Consider the following 16474-nt stretch of genomic DNA (forward strand, 5'->3'; position numbering starts at 1 on the left):
GTAACAAGTTTTGGAATTTTTTCGGATATTCCTTTTTCTTAGTTGATGAAAACGGGTAATTTATACGAATGCTGTTTAAATCTAAATTTTAGGAACGATTTTCACAATGCCTTTGCCCTCTATGCCCGCATAAATATAACCGTCCGGTCCCTGTACTACATTTCGGACCCTCCCCATGCCATCAATGACTTTTTCTCTTTTGGTTACCTCCCCGCCTTCCAGAGTAAGTTTTTCCAGATAGGCAAAACTCAGGGAACCCACTAAGAGGTCTCCTTTCCAGGCTGGATACCTATCTCCTGTTACCAGGGCAAAACCACTTGGAGCAATGGAAGGAACCCAATAATAGAGGGGTTGCTCCATTCCGGGTTTGGCGGTATCCTCCGTCAGGATGGTTCCGTTGTAATTGATGCCATAAGATATTTCCGGCCAGCCATAATTGGCTCCTTTTTTTACCACATTGATTTCATCACCCCCTCTTGGGCCATGTTCATGTACCCAAATTTCACCTGTTTCCGGGTGCAGGATCATTCCCTGAGGATTTCTGTGACCATAAGAATAAATGGCTTTTTTTGCAGCCGCATCATTGACAAAGGGATTATCTTCAGGTATACTTCCATCATCCTTCAAACGATATACCTTGCCACCATCTCGCGTAATGTCTTGTGGGTTTTCCTGGTGATTGCCCCTCTCCCCAATAGAATAGAACATGTAACCGTCCTTGTCGAATACAATTCTGGATCCATAATGCTGCCCGGCTTCGGTATTTGGGGTAGCTTTATATAAGACCTCAAGATTGGTCAATTGATTTCCTTGTAATTTTGCCCTGCTGATGGCCGTATGCGCACCATCACCTGGTCCCTCTTCTGAGGAATAAGACATGTAAATCCACCCGTTGCTGGAATAATCCGGATGAAGGGTAATATCCAAAAGGCCACCCTGACCTTTGGCCCTTACTTCCGGTACCCCTTTTATCATGGTTTTTTCACCATTTTTAAAGTGGATCAGTTCACCGGACCTTTCGGTAATCAACATGCTGCCATCCGGTAAAAAAGCCAAACCCCAAGGCAGTTTCAAATCACCTACAACTGTTTCGATGTCATAATTGCTCCATTCTGGCTCGGTAACTTCAGGGCCATTGGGAGGAGTCTGGCCCATACAGGCCACATATAGAAAAGTCATTATCACTGCAAGAAATGTCGATTTCATAAGGTTCGGTATAAATGGAAAGAAATAAATGATGTTGACAAATAAAGTTCTAATTTACGCCTAAAATCCCTCCAAAACAAGTTTTAAGCCAATAGTTCGGCTTGTAAGCGCTGAATTCGGTCTTCTATTTTTTCAGAACTCAGGCTGTTTCTGCTAAGCCTGTCCACCATAATAGGAAAGGCAAAAGGACTTATCCTCACGGTATTAAGCAGCAGAATTTTTTGTTGGTTGATCCGCTGAATAACTTTCTCCAGCCTGCTTTTTTCCATTTGTATGTTTAGCACTTCACTTCTTGCCTGAGCCAGTAGCAGATTATCCGGATCATAGGTTTCAAATACGCCATACAAAATACCTGAACTGGCCTGTAAGTGCCTGGTTTGGATTCCTTTTCCGGGAAACCCCTGAAATACCAAGCCTGCAACGGCTGCAATTTCCCGAAATCGCCGGCGCGCCATTTCACTTTCATTGATACTGGAAAATACATCCTCCATCAAATTCTCAGGAGAAAACAGGTCAGTTTCAAGAGCGTCCCCGATGGGTATAGGACTATCGGAGAGCAATTCAAATCCATAATCATTCATGGCAATACTGATACTGATCGGATGGCTTACGCTTATTCGGTAGGCCACCAATGCCGCAAGTACCTCATGGACAAACCTGCCTTCAAATGGAAAGATAAATACATGGTATCCTTCCCTGCTTTTGCAGGTTTCAATCAAAAGAGATTTCTTGTCGGGGATTTTGGACAAAGATTGCTGTAGCTGTAATATGGGTTTTATGGTCCGGAGTTCAATGGCACTCAATTGATTGTTTGCTGCTTTGTCGAGTTCATCCCGAATAAGTGCTGCCAATCTGGATGACAGGGGCATCCTTCCCCCCATCCACCTGGGGATGGTACCGGTTTTCTTTTTGGATTTCCTTACCTGGGCCTTCATTTCTTTGATATTTACGAATTCAAGGCTTCGGCCTGCAAACCAAAATACATCTCCCGTTTTGAGCTTGCTAATGAAACTTTCTTCCACAGAACCTATGTAACCGCCCGTCATGTATTTCACCTGAATCATGGGGTCACTGACAATGGTTCCCATCGAAAGACGGTGCCTCATGGCTATTTTTTTATTGGTTACCTTGTGTAAGCCGTCGGAAAGAATCTCAACTTTTGAAAATTCCTCATAGCTACCCAGGGCTTTTCCTCCTATGGTGACAAATTCCAACAGCCAGGCAAATTTTTCAGTACTCAACCCTTCATAAGCATGTGCTTTTTTGATCACCGGGAAAATTTTTTCCGGTAAGAAACCTTCACCGACTGCGAGGGTGACCAAAAACTGGATCAACACATCATAGCAATCTTCCAATGGTACCTGTTCTTCAAATTGGCCGGCTTCGATGGCATGCCTCAAGGCACTGGCTTCAATCAATTCAAGGGAGTGGGTAGGCACGAAATAGATGCTGCTTCTGGCTCCGGGACGGTGACCTGCCCTTCCTGCTCTTTGCACAAAGCGGGTTACTCCCTTTGGACCGCCTACCTGTATGACGGTATCCACTGGACGAAAATCTACCCCCAGATCCAGACTGCTGGTGCAGACCACAAGTTTGAGCTTTTTTTCATGCAAGGCATTTTCTACCCAGGCCCTGACTCCCGGGTCCAGTGAGCCATGGTGCATGGCAATAATTCCTGCCCATTCCGGTTTGGCCTCCAAAATTTTCTGGTACCAGATTTCAGTTTGGGAACGGGTATTGGTAAAAAGCAGTACGCTTTGGCTGGACGCAATGATAGGAAGGATCTTAGACAATAATTTTACCCCCAAATGCCCGGCCCAGGGATATTTTTCTACTTCATCCGGAAGGATGGATTTTACCCGGATATCCTTTTTTATTGAAGACCGGACAATGAGTATTGGGGCGGATTTCCCCAATAAAACCTCATGTGCCTGAGTAAGGTTACCAATTGTTGCTGAAATGCCCCATACCTTCAACGGTTCATGTGCCAGCGTGCGGACATGTTGTAGGGCCAATTGCACCTGAACTCCCCTTTTATTGGCGAGCAATTCATGCCATTCATCCACGACAAGCGTCTGCAAATCCTTAAAAATTTGGTGATTGTCCTTCTGGGCAAAAAGTAAATGAAGGCTTTCAGGTGTGGTCACCAGACATTCCGGCATGGACCTTTTCTGTTTTTGCCTCTCAGCAGTACTGGTATCGCCGTTTCTAACCCCAATCTGCCAGGGAATGCCCATTTCTTCACAAACCTGTTTCATGGCCTGCTGTATGTCCTGTGCCAGCGCCCTGAGTGGTGTAATCCAAATCAGCAGCAGACCATTTTTTTTTGGTTTATTCCATGTTTTTGGGTGTTTACGAACGTATTCCATCAATACCGGAATAAATAGGGCCATGGTTTTTCCAGATCCTGTAGGAGCATTTAGCAGGCCACTTTTTCCTTCCAGATATTGCTTCCAACATTCTTTTTGGAAATCAAAAGGCTCCCAGCCCTTGCTGGTAAACCACTCTTCTGCCCATCTATTTTCCATACTTCTCCAAAAGTAGTTGTAAATCTTCCAGAGTATTGGCCTCCTCAATGGGCTTGTCTTTTCTCCATCGGTGAATTCTTGGAAATCTCAATGCAATTCCTGATTTGTGTCGTGGGCTTTCCTGGATCCCTTCAAACGCTATTTCGAAAACCAATTCAGGTTTCACGGTTCTCACAGGGCCAAACCGCTCTTTGGTGTTTTTTTTCACAAATGAGTCCACGGTTTTCATTTCCTTATCGGTAAGTCCGGAATAAGCCTTGGCAAAGGGAATGAGTTCTTTTCCTTTCCATACGGCCAGGGTATAATCTGAGTAAAGATCTGCCCTCCTTCCATGGCCCTTTTGCGCATAAATCATCACCCCATCTATGGTTAAAGGGTCGATTTTCCATTTCCACCAGCTTCCTCTTATCCTGCCCGTTTCATAAGGAGAATTGATATGCTTCAACATCAAGCCTTCTGCTTTGACCTCCCGCGACTGTTCCCGAAAACCGGCCAGCTCCTCCCAGGTTTCAGATGCTATAAGTTTTGAGATTTCTAATTTTTCGGAAGGCCAGTCCGCAACTAGTTTTTCCAATTGTTTCCTTCTGGTTTTCAAAGGCCAATGCCTGATGTCCTCCCCCTGCCACTCCAGCAGGTCATAGGATATAAAGCTCAAAGGGGCCTTTTTCATCAGGCTGCTGTTCACCTGCTTTCGTCCTATCCTGGTTTGTAACAGGGCAAAGGGCAGGGGTTTACCATTTTCAAAGGGTAGTATTTCCCCATCAAGAACGGTGCCCTCAGGTAAATTTTCTGCCATGACTTTCAATTCGGGAAATTTATCGGTAAGCAATTCTTCCCCTCTGGACCAGATGTAAATTTCTCCTTTGCGGTTTATGACCTGGCCACGGATACCATCCCATTTCCATTCTACCTGCCATTCCGCTCTGTTGCCCGGTAACTCATTGGTTTGGTCCAGGGGATGGGCAAGGAAAAAAGGGTAGGGGCGGGACAGGTTATCAGAAAGATCAGGTTCCAATAGCATGGCATTGAAGTCTGCCGTCCAGGGATCCCATTTTCCCATGATGCGGTGGGCCACTTCTGTCTTTTCCAGGCCATAGGTATTCGCCAGAGCACGGGTAATCAGATTTTGGCTAACACCAATGCGAAAACCGCCTGTGATCAATTTATTGAAAACAAGCCTTTCCTCTTTGGTCAATCCCCCCCAGGCCTTCAGAATGGCAGATTTTTTAGCTGTTTCTTCTTTATCCTTGATCGACGCCAGGAAGCCTATCCAGTAATGTAGGGGCTGGTCAGCGCTTTTTTTGGCTATGGGTAACAATAAAGCGATTGTTTCAGCCAGGTCGCCCACAGTTTGATAGGATTCCTCAAAAAGCCAGGGAGAAATTCCAGCAAGCTCGCAACACCATTCCCTCAATTGTCTGGTATTTACCGTCCTTTTGGGCCTCTTGTGTGTAAACAGAGCGAGCGTCCACAGCTTGTCCAAATCAGAAGCCACCGAAAAATAGTTTTCCAGGAGTTTGAGTTTATCTCTTGTTTTGTTGGTTTGGTCGAGCTGACTGAATAAAATTGAAAATCTTTTCATTAATTTGGATGATATTCGTCAGAAAAGGCAATAAAATCTTATTATTGATAAACCAAAAAAGGCACCTATTCGTTTAGAAATGGATGAATACTCAGTTAGGTCATGAGGTCAAACATGCGGGGAATGTCACGCAAAAAGATGATTATTAAGCAACTAACTGTCTGAAGACAGATACAAGTTTATAATTCCATCAATAAAAAGGGCAATGGCCGCTAAAATAATTATTAAAAATATGAAAATTAATTTTCTATTTGCGTTGGTGTTGCTGGGATTTATTTCCTGCCAACCTGAAGAAAACCTGGTAAATGATGTAGGTCCTTCTTATGACCTTTATCAATCCAGTGATTTTAATTTTGAGGGAAAAGCTACCTTTCAGGTTCTTGCAAACGGAGAGGTGGAACTGCTAGTCCAACTTTTTGGGGATAAATCCAATGATCCGTATTTCTATACAGGTCACCTTCATTTTGGGAGTTTTGATCAGGGTGATGCGCCAATCGCACATGCCTTGAACCCCATTGACAGCAGAACACTGGAAAGCAGGACTGTTCTCGGAAAACTATCCAATGGAAAGGAGTTTGATTTGGAGGCCATAAATGATTTTGACGGACACATAAAAGTACACCTGGCAGACCAGGGCCCGGATTACAATATCATTCTGGTAAGTGGAAATATCGGCAGGAATGATAATTCCAGGGAAGCCTTTAATGCAGAGCAATTAACGCTTTGCTCTCCTTATTTTCCTGCTGAATCATTTTAATAAGCATTAATTCGGTGTTCTGATTTCCGGCTTTGTATAAGACATACTCCCCACTTTTTACATGGGCTCAGCTATATAAGCCCATCAATTCAAGATTTTGGGTGTAGATATGATTTTTTAGGAATTCCTTAGGCACGCGTTTACATTTTGTTTACTCACATTCTTATTTGGTCGCAGCTCATCCTGGACCTGTTTCCTTTGCAGTCCATAAAGGGGTAAACAGGAAAGAGAAATTTTTACAAACTGAAGAGAAAAAACTTTTTTGGAATTATTTTTCTTCTTCCCAAACATTTTTGTTCAACTCTAGTTCTGTAATTATTAAACAAAATGAATTATGAAAATATCCTTCAAATACCTGGCTATAATTCTTTTTTTCTTTCTGATAAGTCAGAATGGAAATTCGCTTGCTTTTGACAATGAAGCTAAGGACGCTATTTTGTCAGGTATGGGAAATTTTTCCTGGACAGACAATTTTTTTACTGAAAAAAACTACCTGAACCAATTGCTTGAACTACCACACACAAAAATTATTGTTGAATGATAATTATTATTTAACAAACAATATTAACTAGGCCAATAACTATAATAAAGAAAGCGCATCCCCATGGGTGCGCTTTCTAGTTTCATTCCGGAAGAAATCGAGCATGACGAGAAAGTCACACACTGAGATGATTATTAAGCATGCGGGGTTCCTTGTCTGCTGACAGGACGGCATCTGACCGATTATTACACAAATTAAAAGCCGATGAAATCGAGCATGTCGGAGGCGACACACACTGGGACGACTAACAACCATGCGAGATTCCATAGCCTGCCCCGACAAATCGGGGTGGCCATTAAAGAACAAATTATAGACACATGAAATCGATATGATTAAAATCATCATTAAACACACAGGGCAATGATTATTTTAATCGTCAAAGATTCCCAGTCCGACTGGCGTCAGCCGGGCGGGCATCTGACCATTAAAAATCAAATTATAAACAGATGAAATGAAAAACCTTCAATCAATTATTCTACATGGATGGTAAAAATTTCTTCTGTTGTATTGCCATTGCTGTCTTCTGCTCTAATGATCAAATCCAAATGATCTTCACCTGCAGGAACAATTATGGCATCATCTCCTGTCAATATTTTGCTCAGGTCCAACATTTCATTGTGTGGCAAATCCGGTCCGTTTCCTTCGTCTAACCAAGCAGAACTTCCCCACATCTTGTCGTAGAAATCTCCTTCAGCAACCCGGTGGTTGTGCCCATCATGATCATCTCCATCTTCATCATGACTTTCTTCAGCCATCCTTATCCAGAGAAATGTGATAGGAGCACTCAATTCATGGTCTGTTTTGGCGACAGATCCCTGAACCTCCAGAGGCGTTCCAGCTTCTGCTTCCAGTTCACCTTCATGAAGGTTTGAAATGGAAATGGCAGGGGCATAGGGTGTTCTTATCTGGATGGTTGCAATATAGCTACTGGCATCATCATAACCTGTCTGGTTTCCAAAAATATCTGTTGCTTCGATGCCGACATCATAGGATCCGGCAATTACAGGACCGCTTAAAGTTGAATTGGATCCAGCCCAATAAATATCGGTCTCGGAAGCATTGATATTGATTCGGGTACTGCCTTCAGGAAACCTGAAGGCAGGATTTTCTGCTGTTGGACTGAAGATATTGTTGATGTCCAGGCGTACAAAATTATTATTTATCCTGCCATGACTATGGCCATCAAAGTTGGCATGTGCATTCACCCTTACCTGGCCAATACCGGAAGGATCTTCAACGGAAAACCTAATATTCATGTGATCTGAGTTTACCCCATAAACCTCCCCATTTTCTGGTTCTATATGATCACTACCTTCCGCATGGTCAATAACAGGTGCAGACAGGTCGTTGGGTTGTTCTTCTGTCGGTTCACAAGCAGGCAGAAAAGCAAATGCAAGGCCCAAAACTAAGTACGTTGGTTTGTTAAATTTCATGTTAATCATTATGGATATGAGTTAAATTATTGCAGAACTATTACTTGTACAATATGATTGCAAATGCATTAATGTTGCAATTATAAAATAAATCAGGCAAACTTCCTAAAATTGAAAACAATAAATTAGGCTTATTTAATAGAAAAAGGGATTTTCAGGTTGATGTTGATATTTTTTCCCTGTTCAGGAAGGTTGAGCAACCTGTATCTGCTGAGGTGGTTGTAGTAAAATGTATCCAGGAGGTTTTGACCACTGATTTGAAGTTTCCAATCTTGCTTACCGACAGGGATCTCCCAACCCAGACCAGCCTCCAGCAGGCCGTAACCATCTGTGATGCGTTCATTTCTATCTACTCTTTCCTGAGTTGCCACCTGCCTGTATTCCAGGTATATATATCCATTTTTAAAAAAGCGTGAAAAACCGGCTGGTACGGTCCATTCCAAACCTGAAATCAAGCTTGCTGGAGGGGTCAGGGGCAGAGGAAGTCCACTATCCAGATTGTAGTTGTAAACGTACTCAGCTGCCATTGTAGCCTTGAATGATTTGAAAAGAACCCATTGCAACTTTAATTCAGCGCCAGAAAAAAAGGCATTGTTTTGCCGGTATTCCCAAAGGGTGCCGGCAGCTGGTAAAGTGGAAAACCGGCCGGTAGGGGCAAGGTAGATATAACCATCAAAATAGGAGATAAAAGGACTAAACCCTACCAGAAAATTTTCTTTGGAGTAGGTATAATTCAAGTCAGCCTGAAAACTCCGTTCGCTATTCAGATTGGCATCTCCCACTTCATGTCGGAAATTCCCATGATGTACACCATTGGTAGCCAATTCTATGGGAGTAGGGATGCGGTAACTGCTTCCCAGATTTAGCTTGAAATTGTTTTTTTCATCAATAATCCAGGATAATCCCGTTGAGCCACTGAGGTTTAAGAAATTTCGGTTGATGTCGGGATTACGTTGGGTGGTTTCTCCTGTTGGATTAAGGGAATTGTCATAAACGGGTTGATAGTGGGCCTGGATATCGTGCATGGCTCCATCCAAACGTAGACCTGCGTTGACGATAAAGTTTTCTTTCCAACGGTATTCATGGAAATAAAACAGGCCGGAACTCAGGGATTGAAAATCTGGAAGTAGGAATTCGAAACCCCCGAAGTGATTTTCCATCCATGAAGATTGGAAACCTATGATGGATTGATGGTCCTGGTTGATGTGATAGTTGAACCTGACATTGGCGGTATAGGTATCCAAAAACAGGGCCAGGGCAAGATTTCCTTCTGGTGTGGGGCCGACACCATGAATATGTGGCAAGGATTCTTCAAGCCTGTTGTTTCTTTGATAGCCCAGGTCAATTTCCAACCAGTTTTTATTCAATTGTATATTGGTATTGGAGATGACCTTCAAGTGCATATTGTCCTGTCTGGGATACTCAATATTGCTATAGGAGCCATTGTGCCGGAGGTTGTAACTGTTTGGAATACCTACAGCCCCTGTAAATATTCCCGCTGTTTGGTTAAATTGACTAATGGTTAAGGTGGATTTACCCCAATCTTTTCTCAAACCGGCCATGAAGGAAAAATGTCTTTCTTTTCCTGCCGTATTTTTTAGTCGGTTGTCATAGACAGGTAATTCAAATCCGGCATAAACAAATCGATCCGCAGGCACCCGGTAATCCTGAAAATCCTGTAGGGTAACCCGAGCCTTGAAAACAAAATCATTTTCATTCCCTTCCACCATGGCAGAATGGCTGCGCATGTTGTTATTTGTTCGGTAACTGTTGATCAAATGCCCCTGAATGGTACCTTCTTCCGGAAGTGGAGCTGGAGAAATATTAATTACCCCGGACATGCCATCTGATCCATATATCAAAGAGGCAGGCCCTTTGACAATTTCCACCCTATCTACATCAAAAGGGTCGATTTCTAGACCATGGTCAGCCCCCCATTGCTGTCCTTCCTGTTTGATCCCCCGGTCATTGACCATGATCCGGTTGAAACTCATGCCGCGGATGACGGGTTTACTGATTCCCACTCCGGTATTGATGGTGCTGATGCCGGGAAGTTTCTCCAATGCATTGGAGAAAGTGCCTGAATTGTTTTTCTCAATAAAATCGCGGTCCACAACTTCGATGGTTTGGGATTGCTCTATGGGTCCGTTCTTAAAGGGGTTGGCTTCTATTGTAAGGGATTGCAAGGTAATGGCAGTTTCTACCATAGTAAAATTGAGTTCCAAATCTTCTGATTCCAAATTAATGGTTTTGGTCAGTGATTTGTACCCAATATGGGTAATGTGCAAGTGGTAACTCCCAGGATTTAGTCCTTTTATACTAAATGTGCCATCCAAAGATGCTGCAGTCCCTTTTCCTAATTCATGTACCAGAATACTTGCGGGCAAGGGCTCACCTGATTCATCTACTACCTTTCCTTTTACAGTATAGGTTTGCTTCTCTTGAGCAAATACTAAAATAATGGGGAATAGAAATAGACAAAAACAGAATAGAAAGAAATTTTTCACAAATCTGAAGGATGATTTAAACCGAAATTCGGTTACAAAGGTATCCTTAAATATCTATTCTTGCAACAATATGGCAGGGGAAGACCAGTTGCCTCCTATTTAGTTTTGAGTCTGTCAAGAAGATGTTCGAGGCCATTGAGTCTGATTTCATACATGGTTTCCAACCAAATGCCCAATTTTCCTTCTGGAAATCCTTTTCTTTTAAACCAGATCAGGTAATGCTCAGGGATATCACAAATCAATTTGTTTTTATATTTCCCAAAAGGCATTTTCTTGGATACCAGGTCCAGGAGGATATTTTGATCCATAAGTTATTAATTCAACCAGGCATTCCAGGGGATCCTGCTCAGAATAAGAATGAAAGCAATTCCATAAAACATGTAAATGCTTCTAAAGCGGCTTCTACTTTCTGTTAGTTTTTTGGCCCTGCTGTAGCCAATGGTGATCAGGGCTACTGCCAAAATATTAATTAAAGGATGCTCCAAGGCATATAGGCGGCTCAAGCTATCTCCCATGGCATCCCCACTCAGATTTGAAAACCCCAAAGGGCTTAAAAAATACAAGACAATGCCTATTAATAATTGTATATGTGCCAGGATCATTCCTATCAATCCAAATTTACGGTCTTTTTCCCCAAATTCCTTTCCGCTCAAAGCTCCAAAAAGTGCTAAAATAAAACTGAAGATAATTCCTGCCAGTACGAGGTATGCCAGATAGGAATGTAGGTGTTGGAATCCGGTGGTCATATTTTTAATGGTTTTCTTTTACAAAAGTCTAAATAAAGAAAAAAAAACCAGTCCACCATTAAAAAAGCAGGTCTTTATGTCAAAATTATTTACTTCTACACTCAATTTGGTGTAGGTTAACTGGGATCGTTCCAATGGAAGGCCATATAAGCTCTTCTCCCATTTTATATACTATCTTGGAATTATCTTTCATCTTTCTTTGGTTTGATTTTTTGCAAATGTATTTTTTGGTAATTTTAAAAATTATTTTTCCAATTTCCCCAAAAGCCTTTTTATAAATTTGCACAAATCAAAGCTGCGATGAATTATTGGAATTTTGTATTGGAAAACAGGAAGCTTTTGGCATTCGGGCTATTGATGACCTGTTTATCTGGCTATGGTCAAACCTATCTTTTGGCATTGTATGTGCCTTATCTGATAGAGGAATTTTCGCTCCAAAATGCACAGATCAGTGTTTACTATATGGTAGCAACCATTGGAAGTGCCTTTCTTTTGCCGCAGGTTGGAAAATACATAGATCAAATAAACCTTAAAAAATATACCCTATTGGCTACACTGGTCTTTTTAATGGCCCTGGTTCTGATGAGTGTAAATCCCTATTGGTACCTGCTTCCGGTAGCTTTTTTTGGCTTGCGAATTGCCGGGCAGGGACTTTTTAGTCATATTGCCATTACCAGCATGTCCAAGTATTTTTTAAAGGGCAGGGGCAAGGCCATAAGTTTGGCTTCCCTGGGGCATCCCTTTGGTCAGGCCATTTTGCCCATTTTAGTGGTGGCATTAATCAATATTTTCGGATGGAGAGAATCCCTAATGGTAAACGCGGCTATAGTGGTATTAGTGGTGCCCATATACCTGTATTTTTTTATTGATGAAAAAAGTCTTGTGGTCCATGAAGAAACCCCAGCTAGTGAGAAGGATGGTCCAAAAAAGGAAGTTTCGCAATGGGAAATCCTCAAATCCGGTTCTTTTTGGTTGCTCGCTCCAAACCTGTTTGTGCTTTCCTTTACCGTTACAGGCCTGTTTTTTTATCAGTTTGCCATTGCTGATTTTAAGGGATGGACACTGGAATGGATGGCTGTGGGACTTACCTTCTATGCCATAGCCGGCTCCATGGCTATTTTGTTTGCAGGCCCCCTGATTGATAAGTATTCAGCAAGAAAATTTTTCCCATTTTATTTGATTCCCTTTCTCTTTGCCATCCTATTTATTTGGTTGTTCAGTGATCAGTTGGTCATTTTTCCTTACATGATTTTGATGGGTGCCTCAGCAGGATTTGGCAATGCCATTATGTCTGCCCTTCAGGTGGAATTATTTGGTGCCACTTTTATTGGAAAGGTTAGAAGTATTTTTGCGTCTATTATGGTGCTTAGCTCAGCTGTGGGACCAGCTGTATACGGTGTGGTTGTAGATGCAGGGTTTAGCTTTGATGTGATTTTTATTGGCTCCACCTTATTGATGTTATTGGTTATTATTCAGTCATTTAGGATTATACCTGACTTTACCTATGCCAAGATGAAATATAAATTTAAAAAACGACACAGGAGGTTTGACTTTTTCAATATATTCAATTTAAAGCATTGAGCTTACCCTGTTTAGGCAGAAGAGTTTTAAAGAAAAAATTTACCCTGCTGCAAGCGGATTAACCCGATGAATTTTTGTGTTCTATCCCAATGAATTTATATTTGCAATAACAAAAAAATAGCCATGCAAACATTTGTAGCTCTCCTGATATTTACTTGCTGTTATGGTCTACTTTTTCTTTCCATGTTTCCGGTAAGGCAGTTCAAAAAATTCAACAAGATTACCCAATCTGCAAAAAATACGATCTATAAACAATATGACCTGACCTGGCCTTATTTTCTTTCCTTTTTAGGAGGGTATATTGTGGCCTCTTTTATGGTTTATCTTATTCAGGATTCATTGTAGCTGTTGTTTATTGCCAGAGCTTCTCTTCCGCCTGGATGGCTTTTGAAAAGTCAATACCCGATACCTTCATCTTCTTCTTGATTTCTTCCAAACAGAGGTTGCCAATACTACCCTCATGGGTGTGTTTTACTTTGGTTCCCGGAGCGAACTTGTCTTTTTCTATATCCATTCCGACTTTTTTGTAGGCATCCCTGAAGGGCATTCCTTCCAGAACCAACCGGTTCACTTCTTCAACACTAAACAAATAGGCGTAAAAATCATTGTCCAGCAGATGCTTTTTAACCTTTATGTTTTCCAACATCAAACGGGCGATTTTCAGACTGTCATTTAACTGCTCAAAAGCAGGAAAAATCGTTTCTTTTAACAATTGCAAGTCCCGGTGGTACCCTGTACTCAGGTTGGTTAACAACATCATGATATTTTGAGGGTAGGCTTGGATCTGGTTGGTTTTAGCCCTGATTAGCTCAAATACATCCGGATTTTTCTTGTGGGGCATGATACTGGAACCTGTGGTCAGTTCATCCGGAAAATGGATAAAACCAAAGTGCTGGTTCATATACATGATGGCATCTGTAGCCAGGCGGTTTAAAGTACCGGCTGTACCAGCAAGCGCGAAGGACAGGAATTTTTCAGTCTTTCCCCGGCTATTCTGGGCATTGATCACATTGTAATGCATGTCTGCGAAGCCCAGTAATTCAGTAGTCATGGTTCGGTTTAACGGAAAGGAGGAGCCATATCCCGCTGCTGAACCCAAGGGATTGCGATTCACCAAAGCATAGGCCGATTGCCAAAGATGCATGTCCTCTGCCAATCCTTCAGCCAGGGAACCAAACCAAAGTCCAAAAGAGGAGGGCATGGCCAACTGGGTGTGCGTGTAGCCAGGCATCAGATCATCTTTGTGCTTTTCGGCAAGATTCACCAATAAGTCAAATAGTTTTTGGGTTTCCTCCACGGTTTGCTGGATAGCATACCGGTAATAAAGCTTCAAATCCACCAAAACCTGGTCGTTTCTAGACCTTCCACTATGGAGTTTTTTACCTACATCGCCATACCGTTCTGTAAGTAAAAATTCTACCTGGCTGTGCACATCCTCCACCCCTGGAGCAATGGTAAATATACCTTTTCGTATTTCTTCCCGGATTTCTTTGAGCCCTTTTATCAGTACCTGCAGTTCTTGTTCGGTCAATAGACCTATTGAAGCTAACATATGGGCATGTGCCATTGATCCGCTCACATCAAAAGGAGCCAAAATAAGATCAAACTCCGGATCCCTTCCTATGGTAAAGGTTTCAACTTCTTTTTTGCTGGTTTTGTCTTTTTGCCAAAGTTTCATTTTTTGGGTTGATTTAGTATGGAAAAATAGGTTTCCAACAGGTTGATGTAAATGGAAATGCCCTGGTTTATTTCTTCAATATAGATGAATTCATCAGGACTGTGTGATCTGGCAGAGTCTCCAGGACCGATTTTTACCGAAGGGTAGGGGATCAGGGCCTGATCTGATAAGGTTGGACTTCCGAAGGTTTCCAACTGCAAAGATTTACCTGCCCTAACCATGGGGTGGTGTTCGTCAATATGAGAAGAGTTAAGCCGTAGCGACCGGGGGTGAAGTTCGGCTTTTAACTCCTGTTGAAGTTCCTTCAAAGCTTCTTCCAGACTGTAGGCGTCTGTTACCCGCACATCCAGGGTATAGGTGCATTGGTCTGGAACCACATTGTGTTGAGATCCTGCATGAATAATGGTGGCAGAAACCTTATTGGGTCCCAGAAAGGGGGAGACTTTTTTAAATTTAAAGCCCTTTATGGCAATTAAATCATCCAAGGCCTCATAGATGGCATTAACCCCTTCTTCCCTGGCAGCATGACCTGCTTTGCCCTTCACGGTAGCATCTACAACCATTAGACCCTTTTCGGCCACTGCCATTTTCATCCCTGTTGGCTCGCCTACTATGGCACAGGCCATTTCAGGGAGCTCGGGAATCAGGGATTCCATTCCTCCCTTGCCGCTGATTTCTTCTTCTGCCGAAGCCACGAACAACAAGTTAACAGGCAGTGGTCTGCCGAGGAAATAAATAAAAGTAGCCAATAAACTCACCAGACATCCCCCGGCATCATTGGACCCCAGTCCAAACAACTTTCCCTCTTTTGTGATAGGATTATAGGGGTCGATGGTATATCCCTGATTGGGTTTGACGGTATCATGATGAGAATTGAGCATGACAGTGGGAAGAGACGAGTCATAATCCCTATGGAATGCCCAGATATTATTGCCTTTTCGATGGGTGTCAACAGTCTTTTCTTTTAAAAAAGCCTGAAGTATATCAGCAGTTTTGTCTTCAGATTTACTCAAAGAAGGTATCCTGATAAGTTCTTTTAGTAAGTGTAAGGCCTCTTTTTTTACATTTTCTAAATTTTCCAAGCCAGCTAGTTATTTATAAGGGGGAGTGTTTTAATACAAATCGTATTTTAATGATTCTATGATAGTGCCTGCATTTTTACCCCTGGAGGCCAAAAGTAAGTTTTCCGGCAAACCCATCCAAACATGATTCACTCCTTTATTAATGGCGTTAAAGGCATTTTCCAATTTGGGAATCATTCCCGAATGAATGATTTTATCCTTTATCAATTCTTTATAAATATCCTCATTGATCAGAGGAATCAGAGAGGCTTCATTTTCAGGATCCATGAGTACTCCCGTCTTGTCAAAACAAAAATAAAGTTTTACCCGATGCATTTTGGCCAGTGCAGTAGCAATTTCCGAGGCAATGGTATCCGCATTGGTATTGAGCAACTGCCCCTTTCTGTCGTGGGTAATGGCGCAGAATACAGGGGCAATGTTTTGCTTCAGTAGAGATTCCAATAGGGTTGTATTGACACTTTCCACATCTCCTACAAATCCAAAATCTACTTCCTTTACAGGTCTTTTTACCGATTTGATGGCATTGCCGTCCGCCCCGGTAAGTCCGATGGCATTCTGTCCAAATGCTTGCAGCTGAGCCACCAGGTTTTTATTGATCAGGCCGGCATACACCATGGTCACTACATCTAGCGTATCCTTATCCGTGACTCTTCTTCCAAGATGCATTTTCGGTGCTATTCCCAGAGATTTTCCTATTCTGCTGGCCATCACACCACCTCCGTGAACAAGTATTTTGGTCCCGGGAAATTTGGCGAATAGTTTAAGAAAATGGTTGGATTTATCAGGATGATCTATGACGTTACCCCCTATTTTGATTACACTAATGTCCATTG

The 16474-nt window shown here is 42.3% G+C and carries 14 protein-coding genes; 4 read left to right on the plus strand and 10 right to left on the minus strand.

From position 1 onward, the window contains the following. Nucleotides 1-81 precede the first annotated feature (81 nt). The 3 genes from G9Q97_RS11485 to G9Q97_RS11495 form a co-directional block, all read right to left on the minus strand. Nucleotides 82-1206 (minus strand): PQQ-dependent sugar dehydrogenase, encoded by a 1125-nt coding sequence (locus G9Q97_RS11485; RefSeq protein ID WP_246255624.1) that lies wholly within the window; start codon nucleotides 1204-1206, stop codon nucleotides 82-84. Between the two features lie 83 nt (nucleotides 1207-1289). After that, nucleotides 1290-3734, minus strand: coding sequence for a ligase-associated DNA damage response DEXH box helicase (locus tag G9Q97_RS11490; protein WP_166146958.1), 2445 nt, complete (start codon nucleotides 3732-3734; stop codon nucleotides 1290-1292). After that, nucleotides 3724-5316 (minus strand): ATP-dependent DNA ligase, encoded by a 1593-nt coding sequence (locus G9Q97_RS11495; RefSeq protein WP_166146960.1) that lies wholly within the window; start codon nucleotides 5314-5316, stop codon nucleotides 3724-3726. The genes G9Q97_RS11490 and G9Q97_RS11495 overlap by 11 nt, the downstream gene beginning before the upstream one ends. 232 nt (nucleotides 5317-5548) lie before the next feature. On the opposite strand from G9Q97_RS11495, the gene G9Q97_RS11500 reads away from it, so the two are divergent. After that, complete coding sequence (locus G9Q97_RS11500) at nucleotides 5549-6073, plus strand: hypothetical protein (protein ID WP_246255625.1); 525 nt, start codon at nucleotides 5549-5551, stop codon at nucleotides 6071-6073. A gap of 334 nt (nucleotides 6074-6407) precedes the next feature. Next, the gene (locus tag G9Q97_RS11505; RefSeq protein ID WP_166146962.1) at nucleotides 6408-6614 is read left to right on the plus strand and encodes a hypothetical protein; all 207 of its coding nucleotides are present in this window, start codon (nucleotides 6408-6410) and stop codon (nucleotides 6612-6614) included. Nucleotides 6615-7084: 470 nt separating this feature from the next. Here the strand turns inward: G9Q97_RS11505 and G9Q97_RS11510 are convergent, their stop codons facing one another. The 4 genes from G9Q97_RS11510 to G9Q97_RS11525 all read right to left on the minus strand — a co-directional run bounded on the left by G9Q97_RS11510 (nucleotide 7085) and on the right by G9Q97_RS11525 (nucleotide 11300). After that, the gene (locus tag G9Q97_RS11510) at nucleotides 7085-8047 is read right to left on the minus strand and encodes a DUF4625 domain-containing protein (protein WP_166146964.1); all 963 of its coding nucleotides are present in this window, start codon (nucleotides 8045-8047) and stop codon (nucleotides 7085-7087) included. A 131-nt stretch (nucleotides 8048-8178) separates the two neighbouring features. Next, complete coding sequence (locus G9Q97_RS11515) at nucleotides 8179-10554, minus strand: TonB-dependent receptor (RefSeq protein ID WP_317168753.1); 2376 nt, start codon at nucleotides 10552-10554, stop codon at nucleotides 8179-8181. 95 nt (nucleotides 10555-10649) lie between these two features. Then, entirely contained in the window at nucleotides 10650-10862 is a 213-nt protein-coding gene (locus G9Q97_RS11520) for a DUF3820 family protein (RefSeq protein WP_166146966.1), read from the minus strand. 6 nt (nucleotides 10863-10868) lie between these two features. Next, entirely contained in the window at nucleotides 10869-11300 is a 432-nt protein-coding gene (locus tag G9Q97_RS11525; protein ID WP_166146967.1) for a hypothetical protein, read from the minus strand. Between the two features lie 300 nt (nucleotides 11301-11600). On the opposite strand from G9Q97_RS11525, the gene G9Q97_RS11530 reads away from it, so the two are divergent. Further along, nucleotides 11601-12881, plus strand: a complete 1281-nt coding sequence (locus G9Q97_RS11530; protein ID WP_166146969.1) for an MFS transporter — start codon at nucleotides 11601-11603, stop codon at nucleotides 12879-12881. A 123-nt stretch (nucleotides 12882-13004) separates the two neighbouring features. Next, nucleotides 13005-13226 (plus strand): hypothetical protein, encoded by a 222-nt coding sequence (locus tag G9Q97_RS24780; RefSeq protein ID WP_222851975.1) that lies wholly within the window; start codon nucleotides 13005-13007, stop codon nucleotides 13224-13226. A 7-nt stretch (nucleotides 13227-13233) separates the two neighbouring features. Here G9Q97_RS24780 and argH read toward each other — a convergent pair whose 3' ends face one another. The 3 genes from argH to argB are packed head-to-tail and all read right to left on the minus strand — an operon-like array spanning nucleotide 13234 to nucleotide 16472. Continuing rightward, entirely contained in the window at nucleotides 13234-14559 is a 1326-nt protein-coding gene (argH, locus tag G9Q97_RS11535; protein ID WP_166146971.1) for an argininosuccinate lyase, read from the minus strand. Further along, nucleotides 14556-15641, minus strand: a complete 1086-nt coding sequence (locus tag G9Q97_RS11540) for a M20 family metallo-hydrolase (protein ID WP_166146972.1) — start codon at nucleotides 15639-15641, stop codon at nucleotides 14556-14558. Before G9Q97_RS11540 ends, argH begins: the two co-directional genes overlap by 4 nt. A 30-nt stretch (nucleotides 15642-15671) precedes the next feature. Then, nucleotides 15672-16472, minus strand: a complete 801-nt coding sequence (gene argB, locus G9Q97_RS11545; protein WP_166146974.1) for an acetylglutamate kinase — start codon at nucleotides 16470-16472, stop codon at nucleotides 15672-15674. Between the last annotated feature and the right edge of the window lie 2 nt (nucleotides 16473-16474).

Source organism: Cyclobacterium plantarum, from assembly GCF_011290685.1.
Lineage (GTDB): Bacteria > Bacteroidota > Bacteroidia > Cytophagales > Cyclobacteriaceae > Cyclobacterium > Cyclobacterium plantarum.